22 protein-coding genes are annotated in these 21,276 nt (G+C 44.1%); 15 read left to right on the forward strand and 7 right to left on the reverse strand.

All coding sequences use genetic code 11. From position 1 onward, the window contains the following. Nucleotides 1-56 precede the first annotated feature (56 nt). The 5 genes from gyrB to dnaA form a co-directional block, all read right to left on the reverse strand. Nucleotides 57-2,066, reverse strand: a complete 2,010-nt coding sequence (gene gyrB / locus IE039_RS02315; RefSeq protein ID WP_189428662.1) for a DNA topoisomerase (ATP-hydrolyzing) subunit B — start codon at nucleotides 2,064-2,066, stop codon at nucleotides 57-59. A gap of 25 nt (nucleotides 2,067-2,091) precedes the next feature. Then, a complete protein-coding gene (recF, locus tag IE039_RS02320; protein ID WP_189428663.1) occupies nucleotides 2,092-3,219 on the reverse strand; it encodes a DNA replication/repair protein RecF in 1,128 nt (375 codons plus the stop codon). Beyond that, nucleotides 3,201-3,662 (reverse strand): S4 domain-containing protein YaaA, encoded by a 462-nt coding sequence (yaaA, locus tag IE039_RS02325; protein WP_010000003.1) that lies wholly within the window; start codon nucleotides 3,660-3,662, stop codon nucleotides 3,201-3,203. Before yaaA ends, recF begins: the two co-directional genes overlap by 19 nt. Nucleotides 3,663-3,802: 140 nt before the next feature. Next, entirely contained in the window at nucleotides 3,803-4,936 is a 1,134-nt protein-coding gene (gene dnaN / locus IE039_RS02330) for a DNA polymerase III subunit beta (protein ID WP_010004852.1), read from the reverse strand. Nucleotides 4,937-5,125: 189 nt separating this feature from the next. Next, nucleotides 5,126-6,472: a chromosomal replication initiator protein DnaA gene (gene dnaA, locus IE039_RS02335; protein WP_029509934.1), complete on the reverse strand. Its 1,347-nt coding sequence runs from the start codon at nucleotides 6,470-6,472 to the stop codon at nucleotides 5,126-5,128. Between the two features lie 492 nt (nucleotides 6,473-6,964). Here dnaA and IE039_RS02340 point away from each other — a divergent pair, with 492 nt between their 5' ends. From IE039_RS02340 to IE039_RS02375, 8 genes are all read left to right on the forward strand, one after another. After that, complete coding sequence (locus IE039_RS02340; RefSeq protein WP_010000008.1) at nucleotides 6,965-7,498, forward strand: rRNA large subunit pseudouridine synthase E; 534 nt, start codon at nucleotides 6,965-6,967, stop codon at nucleotides 7,496-7,498. 82 nt (nucleotides 7,499-7,580) lie between these two features. Further along, the gene (locus IE039_RS02345; protein WP_010004821.1) at nucleotides 7,581-8,297 is read left to right on the forward strand and encodes a YebC/PmpR family DNA-binding transcriptional regulator; all 717 of its coding nucleotides are present in this window, start codon (nucleotides 7,581-7,583) and stop codon (nucleotides 8,295-8,297) included. Nucleotides 8,298-8,504: 207 nt separating this feature from the next. Next, a complete protein-coding gene (rpmH, locus tag IE039_RS02350; RefSeq protein ID WP_002816117.1) occupies nucleotides 8,505-8,639 on the forward strand; it encodes a 50S ribosomal protein L34 in 135 nt (44 codons plus the stop codon). Between the two features lie 120 nt (nucleotides 8,640-8,759). Then, nucleotides 8,760-9,110, forward strand: a complete 351-nt coding sequence (rnpA, locus tag IE039_RS02355) for a ribonuclease P protein component (RefSeq protein WP_010004820.1) — start codon at nucleotides 8,760-8,762, stop codon at nucleotides 9,108-9,110. Then, nucleotides 9,107-9,946 carry a YidC/Oxa1 family membrane protein insertase gene (locus tag IE039_RS02360; protein WP_010000016.1) on the forward strand — a complete coding sequence of 280 codons (840 nt, stop codon included), beginning with the start codon at nucleotides 9,107-9,109 and terminating at the stop codon, nucleotides 9,944-9,946. Before rnpA ends, IE039_RS02360 begins: the two co-directional genes overlap by 4 nt. A 168-nt stretch (nucleotides 9,947-10,114) precedes the next feature. Then, complete coding sequence (locus tag IE039_RS02365) at nucleotides 10,115-10,573, forward strand: GNAT family N-acetyltransferase (protein WP_010004825.1); 459 nt, start codon at nucleotides 10,115-10,117, stop codon at nucleotides 10,571-10,573. Further along, entirely contained in the window at nucleotides 10,557-11,480 is a 924-nt protein-coding gene (locus IE039_RS02370; protein WP_019040793.1) for a magnesium transporter CorA family protein, read from the forward strand. Before IE039_RS02365 ends, IE039_RS02370 begins: the two co-directional genes overlap by 17 nt. Nucleotides 11,481-11,489: 9 nt before the next feature. Continuing rightward, nucleotides 11,490-12,062 (forward strand): xanthine phosphoribosyltransferase, encoded by a 573-nt coding sequence (locus IE039_RS02375; protein WP_010005449.1) that lies wholly within the window; start codon nucleotides 11,490-11,492, stop codon nucleotides 12,060-12,062. A 93-nt stretch (nucleotides 12,063-12,155) separates the two neighbouring features. On the opposite strand, the gene IE039_RS02380 is transcribed toward IE039_RS02375, so the two are convergent. Beyond that, nucleotides 12,156-12,701, reverse strand: coding sequence for a TetR/AcrR family transcriptional regulator (locus IE039_RS02380; RefSeq protein ID WP_019040795.1), 546 nt, complete (start codon nucleotides 12,699-12,701; stop codon nucleotides 12,156-12,158). Nucleotides 12,702-12,808: 107 nt separating this feature from the next. Here IE039_RS02380 and IE039_RS02385 point away from each other — a divergent pair, with 107 nt between their 5' ends. From IE039_RS02385 to asp3, 4 genes are all read left to right on the forward strand, one after another. Next, entirely contained in the window at nucleotides 12,809-13,438 is a 630-nt protein-coding gene (locus IE039_RS02385) for a GNAT family N-acetyltransferase (RefSeq protein WP_189428664.1), read from the forward strand. Between the two features lie 154 nt (nucleotides 13,439-13,592). Continuing rightward, a complete protein-coding gene (asp1, locus tag IE039_RS02390) occupies nucleotides 13,593-15,077 on the forward strand; it encodes an accessory Sec system protein Asp1 (protein WP_189428665.1) in 1,485 nt (494 codons plus the stop codon). A gap of 31 nt (nucleotides 15,078-15,108) precedes the next feature. Beyond that, nucleotides 15,109-16,635 carry an accessory Sec system protein Asp2 gene (gene asp2 / locus IE039_RS02395; RefSeq protein WP_189428666.1) on the forward strand — a complete coding sequence of 509 codons (1,527 nt, stop codon included), beginning with the start codon at nucleotides 15,109-15,111 and terminating at the stop codon, nucleotides 16,633-16,635. 5 nt (nucleotides 16,636-16,640) lie between these two features. Then, a complete protein-coding gene (gene asp3 / locus IE039_RS02400; protein ID WP_010004608.1) occupies nucleotides 16,641-17,675 on the forward strand; it encodes an accessory Sec system protein Asp3 in 1,035 nt (344 codons plus the stop codon). Between the two features lie 21 nt (nucleotides 17,676-17,696). Here the strand turns inward: asp3 and IE039_RS02405 are convergent, their stop codons facing one another. Beyond that, nucleotides 17,697-18,071 carry a PaaI family thioesterase gene (locus IE039_RS02405; RefSeq protein ID WP_048699954.1) on the reverse strand — a complete coding sequence of 125 codons (375 nt, stop codon included), beginning with the start codon at nucleotides 18,069-18,071 and terminating at the stop codon, nucleotides 17,697-17,699. Nucleotides 18,072-18,107: 36 nt separating this feature from the next. Here IE039_RS02405 and menB point away from each other — a divergent pair, with 36 nt between their 5' ends. From menB to IE039_RS02420, 3 genes are all read left to right on the forward strand, one after another. Next, complete coding sequence (menB, locus tag IE039_RS02410) at nucleotides 18,108-18,941, forward strand: 1,4-dihydroxy-2-naphthoyl-CoA synthase (protein WP_010002553.1); 834 nt, start codon at nucleotides 18,108-18,110, stop codon at nucleotides 18,939-18,941. Between the two features lie 190 nt (nucleotides 18,942-19,131). Beyond that, nucleotides 19,132-19,923, forward strand: a complete 792-nt coding sequence (locus tag IE039_RS02415; protein WP_189428667.1) for a carbon-nitrogen family hydrolase — start codon at nucleotides 19,132-19,134, stop codon at nucleotides 19,921-19,923. An 8-nt stretch (nucleotides 19,924-19,931) separates the two neighbouring features. After that, entirely contained in the window at nucleotides 19,932-21,119 is a 1,188-nt protein-coding gene (locus tag IE039_RS02420; RefSeq protein WP_189428668.1) for a pyridoxal phosphate-dependent aminotransferase, read from the forward strand. Nucleotides 21,120-21,276 lie beyond the last annotated feature (157 nt).

Raw genomic sequence — 21,276 nt, forward strand, 5'->3', positions numbered from 1 at the left:
CTGCAAAAAAGCAGCCATAGCGTTTTAAGCTATTATGACCGCCAAATACGCATGAATTAAATGTCTAAGTTTTCAACAAAGACAGCATTTTCTTCAATAAATTCACGACGTGGTGCGACATCGTCACCCATCAACATATCAAAGATACTATCGGCTGCTTCGGCATCGGCAGGATCAACCCGCAACAATCGCCGGTGCAAGGGATCCATGGTGGTATCAGCTAACTGATCAAAATCCATTTCCCCAAGTCCCTTATAACGTTGAACCTTTGGCTTAATATTTGCAGGTAATTGTGCCAAAAAGTCCTCTAACTCTTCATCTGAGTCAAGATATTCTCGGGTCTTTGAGTTTCCCAAAGCCACGCCATACAAAGGTGGCTGGGCGATATAAATATAGCCGGCATCAATCAATGGCCGCATATAACGGTAGAACAACGTTAATAGCAACGTTCGAATATGGGCGCCATCGACATCGGCATCCGTCATGATAATGACTTTGTGGTAATTCGCTTTTTCGACGTTAAACTCATCCCCAAAACCAGTACCCATTGCAGTGAAAATGGTACGAATTTCTTCGTTAGCCAACACCTTATCTAAGGTTGCTTTTTCAACGTTCAGGATTTTACCACGAATTGGCAAAATCGCTTGCGTCAAACGATTACGCCCTTGCTTGGCTGAACCACCGGCCGAGTCACCCTCGACAATAAATAATTCAGAAATCGCTGGGTCATTTGACGTATTATCGGCCAATTTACCTGGTAGATTACCAATTTCTAAGCCGGATTGCTTCCGCGTCATTTCACGCGCACGCTTAGCCGCAAGGCGAGCCTTTTGCGCCAAAATACCCTTTTCAACAATTTGCTTGGCCACCGATGGGTTTTCCATCATGAAGCGGCTAAAGGTTTCAGAAAACATACGATCAGTAGCCTGACGTGCATCAGAATTACCAAGTTTTGTCTTAGTTTGACCTTCAAATTGTGGATCGGGATGCTTGATTGAGACAATGGCCGTCATCCCTTCACGGACATCTTCACCTGTCAAACTTTCAGCGTTTTCCTTTAACTGCCCATTCTTACGCGCATAATCGTTAATCACACGCGTTAGCGCTGTTTTAAAGCCGGTTTCATGGGTCCCACCTTCATAGGTGTTAATGTTGTTGGTAAACGTCCGTAGACTATCCTTGACGTCAGTCGTGTACTGTAAGGCGACTTCAACAACAATGCCATTTTCTTCCCCTTCAACATAGACTGGTTCAGGGAAAACAACCGTTTTCTCGGCATTCAAATAGTCGACGTACTCTTTAATCCCACCTTCAAAGTAGAAACTTTCTGTGACTGGCTCTTCCGGGCGCTTATCCGTAATCGAGATGCGCAACCCCTTGTTCAAGAAAGCCAATTCGCGCACACGCGTTAACAACGTGTTGTAATTATAGACCGTTGTTTCACGGAAGATATCGGCATCTGGCTTAAAGTGCACAATCGTCCCACGTTCAATGGTCGGTACTTCATCTAGTTTCACCATGTTGTTATTCACACGGCCAACTTGAAAGTCCATGTAATAGACTTGCCCATCACGCACAACTCGAACGTCTAAGTTCGTCGATAAGGCATTCACAACCGACGCGCCAACACCGTGTAGCCCACCAGAAACCTTATAGCCACCACCGCCAAATTTCCCACCGGCGTGCAAAACGGTAAAGACCGTTTCTAGCGCTGGCTTACCAGTTTTAGTCTGAATGTCAACTGGAATCCCACGGCCATCATCCGTGACCGTAATGGAATTATCTTTTTCGATCGTGACGGTAATATGGGAGGCAAAGCCTGCCAAGGCTTCATCAATCCCGTTATCCACAATTTCCCAGACCAAATGATGCAAGCCTTGGGCCGTTGTTGTCCCAATGTACATCCCCGGACGCTTACGAACGGCTTCAAGGCCTTCTAAGACTTGAATTTGGTCTGCATTATAATCACCAGCATTCGCATCAACCGTGCTTGCACTGCGAATTTCTTCGTCATCTGTGACAATTCCGTCAATATTTTCTACATCATGCTTGTTTTCTTCAGACATAATAAATCCTTTATGTACCTGCTGATTACTCAGCGTGCTTTTCTAACGTAATTTCACCCTGTTGCACGTGAAACACTTTCGGGGTATGAATCAATTGTCGCGCCACATCACTCAATGTCGGTGCCGTAATAAACGTCTGCACCTTATCTTGAATAGCTAGTAAGAGATGCGTTTGTCGATTAGCATCTAATTCACTTAACACGTCATCCAAGAGCAACACAGGATATTCACCCGTCTCCTCTTGCATTAAGTCAATTTCGGCCAATTTAACCGCTAATGCTGTTGTGCGTTGCTGACCCTGTGAGCCAAAAACGGCAACATCGTTCTCGTTAACAATAAACTTAATGTCATCGCGATGTGGCCCCACTAAGGTAGTCCCCTGCATAATCTCACGGGCTTCCTGACGCGCTAATGCCGCTTCAAACGCTGCCTTAACCGTTTCGAGATCATCATCGCGTTCAAAGGCAACCCCAGTTTGGTAAGCTAGCGTCAACGTTTCCTGTTGATTAGAAATTTCTGCATGAATCGGCTGGGCCGCTGCTTGCAACCGTTCTAAAAATCCGCGACGCGCGAGCAAAACTTGCGCCCCAACATCGACTAATTGCGCTGTCAAAACCGACAAAAATACCTTATCGGTTGTTTGTTTCATTTGCAAACGTTTAAGATACGCATTCCGATCCTTTAAGATACGCCGGTACTGCGTCGTGTTATAGAGATACAGCGGGTTCATTTGCCCAAACTCCATATCAATAAAACGTCGCCGCACACTGGGCGCACCTTTAACGAGATCTAAATCTTCCGGTGCAAACAAAATGACATTTAATTGGCCGATGTATTGTGATAGCTTTGATTGCTCTAAATGATTCACCCGTGCTTTTTTGCCTTTAGTCGAAAAATGCAAAGCTAACGGTATGTCGCTGACATTTTTCTTGACGCGACCACTAATCGTGGCCGAATTGGCTTGCCAACGAATTAAATCTTTATCACTACTCGTACGATGAGAACGCGCTAAAGCCAAGACGTAGATGCTTTCCAACAAATTCGTCTTGCCTTGCGCGTTCTCACCTAAAAACACATTCACACCCGCACTAAAATCAAGCGTCAAATCAGCATAATTCCGGTAATTCGCGAGCGTTAACGATGTGAGTTCCAAGAACCCGGTCCTTTTGGCCCGTTACTGCGACGTCCTGGTTTTGGGCGACCAAAACCACCGGCACGTGAGCTGTTTTGTTTACGCAACTCAGCAAAACGTGCCTCTTTACGCGCCTTTGCCACTGCTGCTTTTTGTGCTTTAATGCGATCATCGCGGACTGTTTTCTTAGCGGCCAGGGCACGTTCATCCTTTTCTTGTTGTGCCTGGGCAATTAATTCATCCGCATTTTCAGCCAACGAAATAATATAGGTTTCGCCATCAACGATGATTTCATCATGGTCGTATAGCTTTTTTCCCCGACGATTTTCCGGTTCACCATTGAGTAAGACAGGAAAATCCATCAGATAATATTTTGCTTGACCACCTGAAGAAATAATATTTTCTTCTTTTAGAAGTTGTGTGAGTGTGATGTATTCAGTTGTAATTTCTATCGTTTTCGTCATATCGGTTACCTTTGTATTATACCATTTTTTCACCGCTAATTCTTAAAAAAACGGCCTAAAATCGGCTTTAAGCGATTTTAGGTCGTTTTAAGGGTAATGGTTTACTTTGACTTAATTTTATTTAAAACGCATATCACGAATTAAAACGTTCGCACTGGTGTAATAAGTTGCAACTGCTTATTATCCACTTCTCCAGCTGGCGTGACCGTGAATGGTCGCAAATTCGTGGTAAACTTCAAATCAACTAACTTACCGTTAAAGACACGGAGCGCATCACGGACATAGTCGGGGTTAAATGAGATTTCTAAATTCTCACCCTCAACTGACGTTGTCTGTAATTCTTCTTGCACCTGCCCCACTTCTTGTGACGTTCCAGTCAGCGTAACAACACCATCGGTCATGGTCAATTGGACCACGTTATTACGACTTTCGTGACTCAACAGACTGGCACGGTTAATGGCCCCAAGTAAGGTGCCCGCATCAATGGTTAATTGCGTCGTACTTTCAGTTGGAATCAACCGATCCGTTTCTGGATAGTTCCCTTCCAGCAAGCGTGAATAAAACGTTGTATGCCCAAGATCAAAGACTGCTTGGTTTTTGGCCAACTTAATGTCGACGCGGTCTTGCCCTTCTAAGAGACTTTGCAACTCATTGAAAGACTTCGCTGGCATAATCACATCCGCGTTCACTTGTGCATCAGTCCCCGTCAACGTCACAATGCGTTGTGACAAACGATGCGAATCTGTTGTCACGGCCTTCACATCATTGCCATTTAAGGCCAAATGAATCCCTGTTAAGATCGGCCGACTTTCTTGTGTTGAGGCAGAGATTTTAGTTTGTGAAATGATATCTACCAATTGTGCTGCGGAAACACTCAAACTCTGCACATCATCTAATTCTGGCAATTGTGGGTAGTTACGGACATCTTGCCCATTAATCGTAAAGGCTGAAGCCCCAGACGTAATACTTGCCCGTAACCCATCAACGGCCAACGTTAAATCATCAGCTGGGAGATTTTTAACAATATTGGCAAAAAAAGTTGCTGGTAAGGTAATCCCACCCGTTGAGCCAATAACTAATTGTGCAGACGTATCAGATTGTTCAATTCGCGTTTCAATTGAAATATCACTGTTTGATCCCGTCAAAATCAATTCATCTTGCGACAAGACAATTTTGATGTTGGTCAAAATAGGAATCGTTGTGCGTGATGAAATCGCACGTGAAACATCATTAAGTGACTTAATAAACACTTGGCGATTAATTGAAAATTGCATAATTATGCTCCTCTATTTTTGGCCCTTAGCTGGGTAGCTTTTTAAATAAGTTAAATAAAGATATCTAGTAGTAATAATAAGGGGTGTTTAAGTTGTGGAAAACACCATGTGGGTAACTGCTAGCGCGTAATGAGTTGTTCACAATGCTGTGGGAAAAACATACGAGTTATGCTATTTTATCCACACACATTATTTACCGTTTTTGATCTCATCCGTTAAGGCATCCAGCATTTCTTTTGTACGTGCGTCAGATTCAGCCTTTTCGGTAATCTTGTTAGTCGCATGCAAGACCGATGAGTGATCCCGTCCGCCAAAAGCACGGCCAATATCAGGCAAACTTTCGTTGGTGAGTGTCCGAGTTAGATACATCGCAACGTGCCGGGCAGTCACTAAATCTTTTTTCCGGCTGGTACTCTTCAGGTCATCAATGGTTTGCATGTAATAATCGGCCACTACTTGTTGAATGCGTTCGACAGTGATTTTAAACCCTTGATTAATATTTAAATCGCCTAAAATTTGTTGGGCGGTTTCTTTTGTTGCGGGCTTATTACGGAAACGCAACATCGCTTCAAAACGATGGAATGTCCCCTCTAGTGTTCGAATATTAGAATCAATTTTGTCAGCGATTAACTCCAACACGTCATTTGGAATAGTTAAATGATCGGTTTCGGCAAGGTTCTTGAGAATGGCCACTCGCGTTGGTAAATCAGGCTTTTGAATATCCATTGAGATCCCCGCTTCAAAGCGTGACGTCAAACGTGATTGCAAATCCACGATTTCTGTTGGTAGCTTATCGGAGGTCATGATGATTTGCTTGCCAGTTTTGGTTAAGACATTAAAGGTGTTAAAGAATTCTTCCTGCACCTTTTCTTTGCCTGACCAGAACTGAATATCATCAATTAATAAGAGATCAACAGTCCGGTATTCTTTTTTGAAGGCCGCCGTTGCCCCTTCACCTGCCCGCAATGATTCAGTGAAATCATTCAAAAAGTCTTCCGCCGTGGCGTACTTAATCCGGGCTGATGGCGTTGTTTTGGAGTAGGCATTCCCGATGGCTTGCATCAAATGGGTTTTACCCAAACCAACCCCACCGTAAATCAAGTACGGATTATAAACACGACCGGGATCTTCAGCGACAGCGCGCGCAATCGCGTAAGCATTCTCATTACCAGCGCCGACAACAAATTTATCAAACGTGAAGTTTTCATTGAGATCGGATTCGCGGGTAAATGTGAGGTTTTCTGTTTGAATTGGCGTTGACTTTGGTAGACTTTCAGCCACGCGGAGTTCTGGTTTAATAAAGCCTTCGGCAATTTCCATGGCATATTGCACAAAACTCATAGCATAAGATTTATTCCAGTTGTCAATAATGTCGGCACTTTCTTCTGCCGGCACTTCCAAAACAATCCGTGATTCAGTTAAGGTAATGGGTGTTAAGGGTTCGATATAGGTATCAAATGAAACAGGACCAATTTCTTGATAGAACTTAGCTTTGACCTGATTCCATAATTCCTCTTTTGTAATGGGTTTTGTCACGAAAATCTCTCCTATATATTCGACACAATGCCAAAATAACGACAAATAGTCCATTTGCCGTGATGTGCCGATCAACTTTTCTATATTTAAAGAAGAAGTAGCAAAACTAATTATAACAGTAAGAAATTGAGTTTTCCACAAGCAAAAGACAATTTACGACCTTTCAACAGGTGTGGACAAAAGAAATAAGGTGATGTGGATACTATAACGAACAAATGTACGAGTTATCCACAAACAAACAATGTTGTACACATGTAAAAGTGTGTAAGGACAATATTTGAGGTTTGTTATAAACATTATCCACAATTTTGCAACCACAACCTGTGGATATGTGGATAACTTGTGAACACCCCTGTGATTAATGTTTTTAGAAACGCTGATCCTGCACAGGCTGGTAACTTGTTTTGGACAACTTTGTGAATTCTAAAGAAAAGTTTAAGGCCTTCAAAAAAACGTCTGTTTTTACCTAGGATGTTTGCTATAATTAAGCGTATGATCGTACTTTTTAACAAACCCTATAATGTGTTGACGAAGTTCACAGATGCTGATGGTCGGCCAACGCTGGCAGATTATATTGACATTCCACGTGTTTATGCGGCTGGTCGCTTGGATATGGATAGTGAAGGCTTGTTGCTGTTAACCGACAGTGGCAAGTTGAACCACGCCTTGACTGATCCAGAGAATAAGGCGTATAAAACATATGTGGTGCAAGTTGAGGGCGTGCCAACCAAGGCGCAATTAAAACAACTCGAAAATGGGGTTGAGTTAAAGGATGGTTGGACACTACCGGCAAAAGCCAAGCGCATCCCGTATCCAAAATGGCTATGGCCACGAGAGAATCCGATTCGAGTGCGTAAAAACCAACCCACAAGTTTTATTCAACTTAAGATTAAGGAAGGCCGTAATCGGCAAGTGCGTCGGATGACTGCTGCGGTAGGGCTGCCAACTTTGCGTTTGATTCGGACGCACATTGGGGACTATCATTTGGCGGATTTAAAGCCAGGTGAATATCGCGTGATTAAATGAAGCAGCGCGTATTTTATCGTACAAAGTGCGGTGTAACCGTGATAATATTGAAGAGATAAACAAAAACAGATGAGGTGAGACCATGGGACGTAAGTGGGAAAACATTAAGATGAAAAAGGCGCAGACCGATGGGGCTGCCGCCAAAGTCAACAGTAAGTATGGGATCGAAATCTACGCGGCTGCCAAGCAAGGCAACAGTGTTGATCCAGAAGCAAACTCAACGTTAAAGTTCGTCATTGAACGTGCCAAACAAGCACAAGTGCCAAAGCATGTGATCGAACGTGCGTTAGAAAAGGCCAAGGGTTCAGGGGATGAAACCTTTATCGAAGGGCGCTATGAAGGCTTTGGGCCAAATGGGTCATTATTGATTGTTGATACGTTGACATCTAACGTTAACCGCACAGCCACGAATGTTCGCACAGCCTTTAACAAGAACGGTGGGACTTACGGTGCCGCTGGTTCTGTCAGCTACTTATTTGATGAAACTGGCGTTGTTGTCTTTGAAGGTGATGATGCGGATGCCGTATTGGAAACGTTGTTAGAAGCCGAAGTTGATGTCCGTGATGCGGAACAACAAGACGATCAAGTGGTTGTTTATACCGAACCAGCTGATTTGCATAAGGCAATTGAGGCCCTTCGTCAAAACGGTGTGTCAGAATTTTCAACGACAGAAATTACGATGCTACCACAAGCCGAAGTCACGCTTGAAGGCGAAGACTTGGCAACATTTGAAAAGCTCGTGGATGCCCTTGAAGCTGATGATGATGTCCAAAAGGTACATCATAACGTTGCGCTTTAAGCAGGGGATGAAAAAGCCATCAGTCGATGGCTTTTTTTGTTGTTCAAAATGCTGAGATAGCGTACAATGGTCATATTGGATTGATTCACACATGAATCAGCGATTGATTTACACGGATACGCTTGCTTATAGATGTGATCCATGATATGATTAAAATCGAATTGCAAAGTTTTTGCAGGTAAAAATCGCGAATGGAGGTGAACACACATGAAGCGTACATACCAACCAAAGAAGCGCCATCGTGAACGCGTACACGGATTCCGTAAGCGTATGAGCACGAGCAACGGTCGTAAAGTTTTGGCTCGCCGTCGTGCAAAGGGCCGCAAGGTTCTATCAGCCTAACAAGGTCGCTGCTATGCAGTGGCTTTTTTATTTTTTTAAAAGCGTGAGGACTGCTAGGGTAGGCCGGCATCGCGATGCGGCCAAAACCGCGTACATATCCCTCAAGAGAGACTAAATCTAATGAGAAAAACTTTCCGAATAAAAAAACCGGCTGAATTTCAAATCGTTTTTAATAAGCATCAGTCTGTCGCAAATAAATATTTTATTCTTTACCAGCTCCAAAAGCCTGAGCAAAAGCATTTTCGTTTGGGTTTGTCAGTGAGTAAGAAGGTTGGGAAGGCGCATGATCGTGTTTGGGTCAAGCGGCGCATTAGACAAAGTATTTTAGAACTGAAACCACAATTACCGCAAGAGTTGGACTTATTAATTATTGCGCGCCCAGCTGTTGCCAAAAAAAGCCAAAAATTCATCAAAGAACAAATCACACATGTGCTAAAATTAGCTAATATTTTGAAAGTAGAAGACCGATGAAACGTTTTGAAAATATTCTAAAAAAGATTGGCCCGTTACCCCTTATCCTAGCAGCCGTGGCGTTAGTGATTATTGTCATTGCCAGTGCCTCTTTTCACGGGCATGTTGCTTCTAATGGGCTGTGGGGCGCAATTGTTGCGGCCTTTACATCAGCTATTTTGGGATCAGCCGCTTGGTTTGGTAACAACTACGGCATGGGGATCATTATTTTCACCATTTTGATTCGTTTCTTGATTTTGCCATTGATGGTTTATCAAGTTCATTCAATGATGAAAATGCAAGGGGTACAACCAGCATTGAAAGCGTTGCAAGCAAAGTATCCAGGTAAGGATACTGAAAGCCGTCAATTAATGATGGCAGAGCAACAAGCTTTGTATAAAGAAGCTGGGGTTAACCCATTTGCGTCATTGCTACCATTAATTGTACAAATGCCAGTTTTGATTGCTTTGTACCAAGCCATTTACACATCACCTGTGTTGAAGTCAGGTAAGTTCTTGTGGTTGCAATTGGGTAGTCATGATCCTTACTATGTTTTGCCAATCTTAGCGGCAGTCTTTACGTTTGCCTCATCATGGTTGTCAATGCAGTCAACACCAGAACAAAACGGGATGACAAAGGCGATGCCTTATATTTTCCCAGTGGTGATCTTCTTTTCAGCCATTGCGGTACCAAGTGCTTTGTCACTTTACTGGGTTGTTGGTAACGTCTTCCAGACAATTCAAACATTCTTCTTGCAAAATCCGTTTAAGATTCGTCGTGAACGTGAATTGCTCAAGCAAAAAGAACGTGAATTGCAACGTAAAATTAAAAAAGCAAAGCGCGGTACGCGCCGATAAACAATGCTTACAGCAGAACGACTTTCTACTAGAAAGTCGTTCTTTTTTGTGTCGTTAGAGACGGTTACAGTCACACAGAAAAACTGTTATAATAAATGCTGTTATGCGCTAACGATTATTATCGTAATGGTTAGTCGTTGAATTTTAATGAAAGTAGTGAAACATTGAATGGCACAAGATGCAACAACTTCTTCAGATCACACGGTACACTTACGGCCAATGCGACCACAAGATGTGCCTAGTGTGGCCAAGATTTATCTCACTAGCCGGCAGGCCTATTTTCCGTGGGTAAAAAAGCCACAGTATGCGGATTTTGAGCGGGTGAGTGTGGGTGAATTGGTGCAAGTCGCTGTTGTGGCTGATGAAATTGTCGGCTTTGCAGCCTTATCTGAATGGGATAGTTTTTTGCATTTACTTTTTGTGAAAATTGGTTGGCAGCAACAAGGCGTGGGCAAAGCCTTACTGGATTGGGCGCGGCAGCAAGTGCAACGGCCACTCGAACTGAAAGTTGTGCAGGCTAATGTGGCAGCACAACGCTTTTATGAACGTGAAGGTTTTCGTATCATCGCCCGCGATAATCTTGCGCAACCAAGCAATGTGACGTATAGAGATGATCGAAACAGTTAAAAAATTTAGCCGCTTTACGTGGCATCATATATCGAATTTAACCCCTGAAGATACCAAGACCCTAGTCGCAGATCACGACTTAACCCATGAAATGATTGGGTATGCTGTCGACCATAATGAAGCTGTTCGTATGGAATACGATGCCGATGCTGAAGAAGCATTAATGGTGATTGACGTGATTTCGTATCATGATGATGTGGTGGAAACGCGCTCCATTGGGATCTTATTTGCCCATGGCGATTTATATACCTTTTCGCACACGGTGACTGACTGTGTGCAAGCGGTCCTGTTAGCGCCGGAAAATCGGCAAGGACGGGTCGCTGACACGGACATTACGGCCATTGATTTCGTGATGACGGGCTTATATACACTGATGATGCGCTATGTCGAACAAATTACCGAAATTAATCGCAAGCGGCGGGTAATTCAATCACAATTTGGGCATCAAAAACGCACAACAAAGCAAATGAATGACTTGTTGCGTTTGCAGACTCAGATGATTTATATCCAAAACTCACTGGCTAATAATCATGTGATGTTAGATACCTTTAAGCTCGACTTTGAAGATAGGTTATCTAATTTTGAAATTGAGCATATTGACGATGTCCGCGTCGAAATTAGTCAAGCGGAGCACATGGCTGATTTGGCGGTAGCAGTGATTGCATCGGTCGTTGACGCCTATGGTAACTTGAGTAGTCGTGATTTGGATTGGACCATGAAGCTCCTCACGGTCTATTCAATTGTTTTGACGGTACCAACGATTGTGAGTGGTTTTTATGGTGAAAATGTCAAATGGTTACCGTTTGCCGATATGCAAAATAGTTGGTGGATTTCCATTTTGATTACACTGGTGTTAATGGGACTTGTGAGTCTGTTGTTAGCACTGAACGGCTTTTTCAGAAAATAAGGATAACGCATGAAACAGTTAGAAGAACGGATTAAACAAGAAGGTCGTGTACTTGGCGATGATATTTTGAAGGTCGATGCTTTTTTGAACCATCAAATTGACCCTGAATTGATGCAAGCGATTGGGGCAACTTTTGCGCAACATTTTCAAAATGACAAGATCGATAAAATTTTGACGGTGGAGTCATCAGGCATTGCACCGGCTGTCTTTACCGGTTTGGCCTTACACGTGCCGGTGGTTTTTGCGCGCAAAAATAAGTCGTTGACATTACCCGACGGGGTTTGGACCGCTGACGTTTATTCGTATACGAAGCAGACAACTAATCACGTGATGATTGATCAGCGTTTTCTTGGTGCCGGAGAACGTGTGTTGATTATTGATGATTTCTTGGCGAATGGGCAAGCAGTGGCTGGGTTACTTGACATTGTTGATCAAGCACAAGCAGTTGCAGTAGGTGCTGGGATTGTGATTGAAAAGTCATTCCAAAAGGGTCGGCAATTGTTAGATGACCGTGGTTTACCGGTAGTCAGTTTAGCGCGGATCAAAGCCTTTCGAGATGGGCAAGTTGAATTCGACTCATAAACATGTTTCACGTGAAACACAAAAAGCGCAGCGGGTAACCGCTGCGCTTTTTGTGAATAAAGAAGAGGGGGATGTGTCTGTGCGGCCGCATGATTAAAATTTACGGAGTAAGGCATAGATGTTTTGGTCAAGTGTTGCGGCTGAAATAGCTAGGTCTTGTGTTACAAAGTCCATCACCAAACCCATGATGCAGGATACAATAAAATTGATTTCAATCGTATCGGGGCTATTGTTGGGTAAAGTGGCTTCGAGCGCACAAGCTTTTTGAATAAAAGCAACTTTTATTTGCTGGAAAACAGCGGCGCCAATGGTTGGCCGACGTAACAAAACGGCCACTGTGTCTTGGTGACTGCCAAAGTAGGCCACAAGCTGATGACTTAATGCTTTGAGGATCGCATGGTTTTCTGTTGTTGTCGGGTATTTTTGACTGAAAATTTGGGTGATATCGCTGATTAAACTCGCCACAAGGTGATCGTGTAAATCATACATATCGCGGTAATAGCGATAAAAAGTACCGCGATTAATATCGGCAGTATCGGCTAATTGTGCCACGGTGATTTTATCAAGGGGCTGTTGGGCTAATAACTGAATAAAGACCTGTTTAATTTGCGCTTGCGTTTTGATTTGTCTGCGATCCATGACCTGTTGTTCCTCAATTGGCTGAGATGTGTTTATTGTAACATGCCATTCAGCGCGATAGACTGGGGATAAGCTAAGTTTTCAAACTACGGTTAAAGGAGCAAGCCATGCATTTTAGATTAGCAGTTGTGCCAGAAATTAATTATTTATCGACGTTAGTTGCCGACGCCTTTAAGCATTATGCGTTATACCAACAAACGATTGGACAAACTTTTACAAAAAAGGCAGACTATCAGCGTTTTATTCAGCAATTACACGCGGTACATGTTGCCGTCAACGTTCACCTTAAAAAAGCGTTTGTTGTTGAAGAGCAGCAACAAATTGTGTCGGTGGTCATTTTAGATTCGCCGCAATTACCCACCGCCAGTATTTGGCAGTATTTGAAATATGGCGGTTTAAAATTACTGCCGTACGTCTTGACCCATCAATTGGGCCGATTTTTACAGATGTTAGATGATGCCGAAAAAGTCCCACAACAAGATCAGCAGGCCAATTGGCATGTTAATTTATTGGCGGTCAATCCAGCACACCGAGGTCAGCAAATTGGATCAAAAACATTAACCCAATTTGTTTTACCATATGTTAAAAAGCACGGTGGCCAACAGGTATCATTAATTACCAATACGGCACGTAACGTGGCATTTTATCAGAAAAATGCTTTTCAAGTGATTGATGAGCGCGTGCTCGCCTTTCAGACAACCCAAGTTAAGTCTTGGGCGTTGGTCCGACAAGTTTAAACGACTTCACAAAACAGACACGTCGCTATTTTGCAACGTGTCTGTTTTGTTAATGTCTCGGGTTAATTGGTATAATAGGAACAATGATAATTTTCTTATGACGGCCGACAGGTTGATGAAACACGTCGTACTGGCCATGAGAAAGGAGAGCCCCGTGACAATACATATTATTCCGGATTGGCAAGATTACGCCAGACGTTTACCTGAATTCAATGATAGTGTGCATCAAGCACAACTTTTTCTGTCGCAAGGTCAAGCAGTCGAGTTGATTGTGATTGATTTTTTACCACATTTAAACCAGATTTTATTGCACACGGCATTGACTGAAGCCAAAGTTTGGGCGGTGCATGATGTGTTGCAGCGGGTAAGACTTACTGCTGATCGCCCAGTGGCGGTCACTGATTTTACCTGGCCGGCGCAGGCACAATTTATTTATTTGCCGGATCGCATTTTAGTGCAAGTTGATGATCAACTTTATGCAACGGTGTGGTTAGATCAAGCATGGCGTACGCGCATCGTGGCGATCGATTTGTGGACCGACGATAAACGCACCCAACAATTGCTGATTGATTACCGTGGTTTTGTCTCACGGGTAACGACATTTAATGCGCAAGGTGACAAAATACGCCAAGATTACTTAACGCCTAGTGGTGCAGTTGCCGTACAAGAGGATTGTGTCTCTGGGGCGGTGACCACGCAGCAGGACTGGACTGCGCAAACACAATTTAAAAATATGGCGGAACTCGTGGTGGCAGCATTGGCACATCATTTAGATAACGTCCCCGCGGAAGAGAATTTGATCATCGCCCAGAGTCAACGGTCAATGTTTTTAATTAGTCAGATCTCACCCAAGCAGCCGGTGATATTGAGTTATCAAGCACAACGAACGAACCCACAGTTAGCGCAAGCTTTGTTATTACAAATCACTGGTATCGTGTCACACGCCGTGACGGATACCCAAGCCCAATATGATAAGATTGTGGCCCAATTAGCGAATCCAGAGCAATTGGCAATTATTCCACCATTTCCTGTGCAAACAGCGGAACTGCCCAACTTACAATTACCAATTGCAATTATCTATTGGGTGGCCGAAGATTTGAATCAGGCCGATTTTGAAGCAGTTCGTATCGCCATGACGCAGCAACCAGAAGCCATTGTTTTCATTGAAACGGCGCAATCGCATACCGAATTTGATGCGCTAATTAAAATTGCGAGTCAAACCGCAACGAATGCGCATGGCTTAGTCGATGAAGCCAGTCAAGCGGCTTATCAAGGCCGTTTCCAGTTTATACCACCACAAGATGAAACCCAGCGTTTGCAATATATGTCTAATGCACGAGTTTTGCTTGATCTTGGTGAAACGCCCGACCAATTTATGCAAACGGCCGCCCTCGCTTATGCCGTACCGCAAATTAACCGCACGGTTACCGAGTATGTTTTACCAGAAAAAAATGGCCAAATTGTGACAGATCAGGCGGAATTAGTAGCGGCATTACAAGGCTACTTAACAGCGTCACAACGCGATCAGGTCGTGAAAGAAACGGCTCGAGAATTAGGGCAAACAATGAGTGATGAATATCTATGGATTAAGTGGCAACAAGTCTTTAATAAAATCAAGCAGCAGCGTCAGTCATCATGATGACACTGTGGCATCGTGCAAGGTAGGATAAATGGCAGAAATTTCAGTACTTCAAATTGGTGCCGAGGATTGGACACCACAAATTAAAACAGCCAAAATTGGTTGGCAATATACCACAATTTTAGATTTACCCACCCGACTGGCCTTGCAAAAGGATCCGTATGTTTTAGAACAAACCTATGTTGTGCTAACCGATGAGACGCTTGACAGTACGTTGTTATCAAGTCAGATCAGTGACTGGCCAGCGCGACGCGTTTTATATTTTGCACAACAGATCACCCCAGAATTTCAAGCGATCTTAGACGAACGTCAGGCTTTTCGTATTGCCGAAAAAACACCTCAGGCAGTCGCTGAACGGATTTTAAGCGATTTTCAATTTGAACAAATCGGGTTTTCAACCCGTTTTAGTGAAACACAGTTTATCCCAATGCCACCAGAAACAACGCACTTTGAACGGCAAGGCCGGTTTTCAGCGCGTTTTAGTGGTGATTTTGGGGATGCGTGGCAACAAATTGGGGCGTTAAAAACATTTGCCGCCGATTTTGCAGCGACGACAGAGAACGTGGTGTGGTTAGATTATGAACAAAGTGGCACGGCGGAAGTTCAGTTACAGTTTATTTTCTTTCGTGATGGGCATATTCAATTACGCCAGACCGTTACCGGGGACCAATTACGGCAATTAACGACGGTTGGTGGTTTGCAGGACTATGATAATTATCAAATTATTGTTTTAGCACGGGGACACGGTGTTTTGGATTTGCATGTGCTACACCAACGGCGATCACGCCACGGCGTAGGGGTGTTGATGCCAGGGGATGATTGGCAATTAACGGCTGAAAACGAGGAAATTTTAAGTTATTTCGACCCAGGTGACCGTCAGGCACCATTAATTGTGAATTTTTCTGGTATTCGCTTACATGTGGATGGCTTTGAAATGCGCGGGCCACTGCGTGAACTTGGGACGCCGTATTTGCTCTTTACGGATACGCGGATGCAAGGTGGTACGTTTGATATTGGGACCGAATTATATGAAAAAACTGTGATTGAAACGATTAAACGGGCAATGGCGACGTTGAATTTAAAGCCAGAAGACGTTATTTTAACGGGTTATTCAATGGGAAGCTTCCCAGCGATGTATTACGCGGCTGATATTAAGCCGCGTGCCGTCGTGATTGCCAAACCCATTATTAATCTGGGGACATTTACGGCTAATCCTGATTTCCCTCACGGCTATAATCAAGATTGGACGTTGGATGTCCGGCGTTATTTAGCTGGTCGCATGGCACCGGAAGATACAGAACCGTTGAATCAGATTTTTTGGGAACATATTCAAAATGTCGATTGGTCAAAAATGGCGGTAGATTTGTTAACCATGACAGATGATGAATATGACGGACAGAGTTTGCCGGAATTGTTGGCTTTCTTTCAGTCACGCGATACACCATTAACACACGAACAAGAGATTGGGACACATACGGCTAAAATCCCCGAAATGGTTCAATTTATGACGGCAGCGCTAGCCAAGTGGCGTGATATCATCCGACAGGAGGCACAATAAGACTTATGCAATATCAAATTTATTGGACGCCACAAACGCACTTGTTAGAATTACAAGGAGCAACCGTTGATTTTCGCGCTTTGGACACTGTGTTTTATGAACACTACTTCTTGCCAAGTGGGCAAGCCGTTGTGACCTGGCATTCAAAACAAACCTATGATAAGCAGCAACAATTAGCTGACTTGCCACAACTGGTGCCCGGTGAAACGTATACGATAACACGCCACATTGAAAATAGTGAGCGAATGTTTGCCTATTTAGTCGTCACTTTTTATGATCAACAACACCAAGTGTTATTGCACAATAGCCAAAACCAAGATGAAATCACTGTGACGGTGCCAGAGAACTATGATTTTTACACGATTGGGTTGCATGCTGCTGGAGCTGGGCATTTCACTTTTCATGATATTTTGATTCGCCCAAAGACAAATGGCATCTTACGTGACAGTGATACGGAGATTGCCCCACGTTTTTATAGCGATGTGCAAATTCCAAAAGTTGTCACGTCTAAAACGCTACGGGTTGTTTTTTCAGAGCCTGAACGTGGTGTGACGGATTACATGTCGCGTTGGATTAAAACAACGCAGCAAGCAGTTCAATACATTGCCAGCAGTTTGCCGCAAGCAGCGTTTTATCGGCAACATGAAGCAGCGATAATTGCGAATGTGAAAGCGACCCGTCGCAAAGTCCGCGCCCGTCACATTGAGTTTGTCGGCTATGGACCAATTTCAAGTTATGCAGCACTCTACTATCAAAGTCAGATTAAAGGCAGTGCGGCAGTTATTAGTGACGATGTCAATTTGGCACCGACGCCAGCACTTAAGATTGCGCGGACGGTCACGCGGGTAAGTTATTTAGGACATCCCATTGCGCCCAATTTGGATACGCCGGTGTTATTACCGCATCCAGCATATGAACGGTTAGATGCGTTGCACTATGACACGCCAACCCCAGAAGAGGTGCGCCGTCAAGCAGCATATGATGCGGCACATCCTAAGAAACGTGGTTTGACGCAATTTTTTACCAAAAATAAAAAATAACACGCCAAATTGCTTGGCGTGTTAAATCGTGCGTGTTTTGGTTGTCAGGGTAACGGTGCTCGTACTTGTGAGCGTGTTCGTCTGGGCTTCATGAATGGTAACCTGCCAAACTTGTAAGCGGTGCCCAACGCTAATCGGCGTAGCGGTGGCCACCAGGGTGCCTTGAGAGACAGGGGCGAGGTGATGGGTATTGAGGGCCACACCAACAGCGACTTGCCCTTCAGGGAGCGTGGCATTGGCCCCTAGTGAAGCGGCGGTTTCAGCCAAAAGGGCATTCACGCCACCGTGCACAAGGCCGTAAGGTTGCATCAGTTGTTTTGTCACGTCGACGGTGACGATTGTTTTTTCTGCCGATAATAATGTGGTTTTTAAACCTAAAAGTTCTATAATGTTCATAGGACTAAAATCCCCTTTCTGAATGGAGTATAACATATGACAACTTGGCACGCCGTAAAAGCGTACAACGAAATTTTATTTGAAACGAATGCTGACGGGAAAAATCCTGGGCAGGTTGCAAAAATCACGATGAACGATGTTAGCACACATAATGCCTTTACCCCTGGCATGGTGGCTGAAATGATCGATGCTTTCACGATTGCGCGTGACGATGCCCGCATCGGGGTGATTATCCTGACTGGTGCAGGGGATGAAGCCTTTTCTTCTGGTGGGAACCAGAAGGTACGTGGTAATGGTGGTTATGTTGGCGGCGACGGCATTCCACGTTTGAATGTCTTAGATTTGCAACGCTTAATGCGGATTATTCCAAAGCCAATCATTGCTATGGTTAAAGGCTGGTCAGTTGGTGGCGGGAACGTTTTGCAACTAGTGGCCGATTTAACCGTGGCGGCTGACAACGCTAAGTTTGGCCAAACTGGCCCAATGGTTGGGTCTTTTGATGCGGGTTATGGTTCAGGCTATCTTGCTCGTGTCATTGGCCACAAGCGCGCCAAGGAAGTCTGGTTCTTAAATCATTTCTATACAGCGCAAGAAGCTTATGACATGAATTGGATTAATAAAGTGGTGCCACTTGCTGAAGTTGAAGACGCCACAATGGCCTGGGCTGACGAACTGCTCACTAAATCGCCAACTGCTTTGCGCTTTATTAAAGCGGCCATGAACGCGGATACTGACGGTTTGGCTGGCTTACAACAATTTGCTGGTGATGCCACACTGCTGTATTATACGTCTGACGAAGCCAAAGAAGGCCGTGATGCCTTTAAAGAAAAGCGGACACCAAACTTTGATCAATATCCAAAGTTTCCATAAATCATAATGGCGAACCCAGCTGGTTTGCCTGTTACGAAAAAACACCACATGAAGTTGTGGTGTTTTTTTGCGCGTTAAGATTGTTAAAAAGCTGGCAACCGTGTATTTTGATTGTTAAATATGAGTTTTAAATGAAAAATATTTGACAAAAATCTCATATAATGCACAATAACAGATAAGAGGATCAATCATGACGTTAAAAATTGCTATTGCCCAAATGGACATTGCTTTAGGACAACCGGAGATAAATCAAGTGACGGTGGCGCAGTATGCCCAACGGGCCGCTGCTGCTGGCGTTGATGTCCTTGTTTACCCAGAAATGTGGCAGACAGGGTATGCATTAGATCAGTTGCCAACGTTAGCAGATCGTGGCGGTGCGAGTACGCAGCAATTATTAGCACAGCTCGCTAAAAAATATCACTTGAATATTGTGGGCGGATCGGTTGCCACACAACAAGGGGAACAATTTTATAACACGATGTATGTGGTGGACCAAATGGGCCAGCTTGTCAGTACCTATCATAAGGCGCATCTTTTTGGGTTAATGGCTGAGGAACAATATATTGCTGCGGGTGATCACAAAAATACCTTTGAATTAGCGGGTGTGTCCGCTGCTGGGGTAATTTGTTATGATATTCGGTTTCCAGAATGGCTACGGGCCATGATGGCCGAGGGACCACAACAAATTCTCTATGTCGCCGCCGAGTGGCCAATTCAACGCATTGACCAGTGGCAGATTTTATTGCAAGCGCGTGCTATTGAAAATCAAGCCTTTGTGGTTGCTGCTAATCGGGTTGGGCGTGACGCAGACAATCAATTTGGTGGTCGATCGTTGGTGATTGATCCACTGGGTCAAATTGTGGCACAAGCGCGTGATACGGATGAAGCCCTACTTGTTGTGACAATTGATATAGCCGACGAAAAGACAGTACGTGGCCAGATTCCGGTGTTTCATGATCGGCGCCCTGAATTGTATTATTAGGAGAGATTATGCATTTTCAACAATCAGATTTACTTAAAACACTGCCAAAACAGTTTTTCGCCTCATTGGTGAGTCGAGTTAACGCTAAAATTGCAGCTGGTGCTGACGTGATTAATCTCGGGCAAGGGAACCCAGATTTACCTACGCCAGATTACATCGTCCAGGCGATGCAACAGGCAACAGCCGTGGCAGCTGACCATCAATATTCTGCGTTTCGCGGTGAGATGCGGTTTAAAACAGCTATTGCGCAATTTTATTTTGATACTTATGGCGTGGTTTTGGATCCCGCAACAGAAGTTGCCGTGTTAGCAGGGAGCAAAATTGGTTTAGTTGAATTGCCATTGGCCCTAATGAATCCAGGCGAAACCTTGTTGTTACCAAATCCTGGTTATCCTGATTATTGGTCGGGGGCAGCGTTAGGTCGTGTCGCGGTTGAACAAGTTGAATTAAAAAGAGAGAATGATTTCTTAATTGACTACGATGACATTCCGGCTGATGTCGCACAACGCGCAAAGTTTCTTTATATGAACTATCCGAATAATCCAACGGGGGCTGTAGCAACGGCAGACTTTTATGAGCAAACAGTCGCCTTTGCAAAGCAAAACCAGGTTGGGATTATATCGGACTTTGCTTATGGGGCTATTGGATTTGATGGGCATCAACCACGCTCCTTTATGCAAACACCGGGCGCAAAGACTGTTGGTATTGAAACCTATACCTTTTCAAAAACATTTAATATGGCTGGGTGGCGTGTCGGTTTTGCGGTTGGGAATGCTGACATGATTGATGCTATTAATGTCATTCAAGATCATTTGTTTGTCTCGCTATTTCCAGCTGTTCAAGATGCAGCGATTGCGGCATTAGCACACTATCATGATCAAAATAGTGCGGTTGCCAATTTGGTACAAGTTTATCAACAACGGCGTGATGCTTTTATTCAAGCTGTTCGCACCTATAATTGGGAACCGTATGTTCCTAAGGGGGCGTTTTATGTCCTAATGCCAGTACCAGCGGGTTATACATCCGCAAGCTTTGCTGATTTACTCTTAGAAGAAGCAAATGTGGCAGTGGCTGATGCGTCGGGGTTCGGGGATGCAGGAGCGGGGTACGTGAGAGTCAGTCTGACGACTGATACAACACGGTTAGTTGAAGCCGCACGTCGCATTGGCGAATTATCAGTATTTAAAACGGACTAAACGGTAGTATTACAGGCCAATCCGGACACGGATTGGCCTGTAATTTTAAAATCGTGAAAAAAAGGGTTGACGAGAGGGGATAAAGGCGGTATATTAGTATATGTTCTAACTGCGGCGGACAAGCAAGCGGTTACAGTGAGAGATTTCTGAAAGGAAA

This window comes from Leuconostoc lactis KCTC 3528 = DSM 20202 (assembly GCF_014651235.1).
In the GTDB taxonomy this organism is placed as follows: Bacteria; Bacillota; Bacilli; order Lactobacillales; family Lactobacillaceae; genus Leuconostoc; species Leuconostoc lactis.

What these genes read in the sequence shown, in the direction of transcription:
- gyrB (WP_189428662.1), bottom strand. Translation starts at nt 2,066, where the DNA reads ATGTCTGAAGAAAACAAGCATGATGTAGAAAATATTGACGGAATTGTC.
- yaaA (WP_010000003.1), bottom strand. Translation starts at nt 3,662, where the DNA reads ATGACGAAAACGATAGAAATTACAACTGAATACATCACACTCACACAA.
- dnaN (WP_010004852.1), bottom strand. Translation starts at nt 4,936, where the DNA reads ATGCAATTTTCAATTAATCGCCAAGTGTTTATTAAGTCACTTAATGAT.
- IE039_RS02340 (WP_010000008.1), top strand. Translation starts at nt 6,965, where the DNA reads ATGATCGTACTTTTTAACAAACCCTATAATGTGTTGACGAAGTTCACA.
- IE039_RS02345 (WP_010004821.1), top strand. Translation starts at nt 7,581, where the DNA reads ATGGGACGTAAGTGGGAAAACATTAAGATGAAAAAGGCGCAGACCGAT.
- rpmH (WP_002816117.1), top strand. Translation starts at nt 8,505, where the DNA reads ATGAAGCGTACATACCAACCAAAGAAGCGCCATCGTGAACGCGTACAC.
- rnpA (WP_010004820.1), top strand. Translation starts at nt 8,760, where the DNA reads ATGAGAAAAACTTTCCGAATAAAAAAACCGGCTGAATTTCAAATCGTT.
- IE039_RS02360 (WP_010000016.1), top strand. Translation starts at nt 9,107, where the DNA reads ATGAAACGTTTTGAAAATATTCTAAAAAAGATTGGCCCGTTACCCCTT.
- IE039_RS02365 (WP_010004825.1), top strand. Translation starts at nt 10,115, where the DNA reads ATGGCACAAGATGCAACAACTTCTTCAGATCACACGGTACACTTACGG.
- IE039_RS02370 (WP_019040793.1), top strand. Translation starts at nt 10,557, where the DNA reads ATGATCGAAACAGTTAAAAAATTTAGCCGCTTTACGTGGCATCATATA.
- IE039_RS02375 (WP_010005449.1), top strand. Translation starts at nt 11,490, where the DNA reads ATGAAACAGTTAGAAGAACGGATTAAACAAGAAGGTCGTGTACTTGGC.
- IE039_RS02380 (WP_019040795.1), bottom strand. Translation starts at nt 12,701, where the DNA reads ATGGATCGCAGACAAATCAAAACGCAAGCGCAAATTAAACAGGTCTTT.
- IE039_RS02385 (WP_189428664.1), top strand. Translation starts at nt 12,809, where the DNA reads ATGCATTTTAGATTAGCAGTTGTGCCAGAAATTAATTATTTATCGACG.
- asp2 (WP_189428666.1), top strand. Translation starts at nt 15,109, where the DNA reads ATGGCAGAAATTTCAGTACTTCAAATTGGTGCCGAGGATTGGACACCA.
- asp3 (WP_010004608.1), top strand. Translation starts at nt 16,641, where the DNA reads ATGCAATATCAAATTTATTGGACGCCACAAACGCACTTGTTAGAATTA.
- IE039_RS02405 (WP_048699954.1), bottom strand. Translation starts at nt 18,071, where the DNA reads ATGAACATTATAGAACTTTTAGGTTTAAAAACCACATTATTATCGGCA.
- menB (WP_010002553.1), top strand. Translation starts at nt 18,108, where the DNA reads ATGACAACTTGGCACGCCGTAAAAGCGTACAACGAAATTTTATTTGAA.
- IE039_RS02415 (WP_189428667.1), top strand. Translation starts at nt 19,132, where the DNA reads ATGACGTTAAAAATTGCTATTGCCCAAATGGACATTGCTTTAGGACAA.
- IE039_RS02420 (WP_189428668.1), top strand. Translation starts at nt 19,932, where the DNA reads ATGCATTTTCAACAATCAGATTTACTTAAAACACTGCCAAAACAGTTT.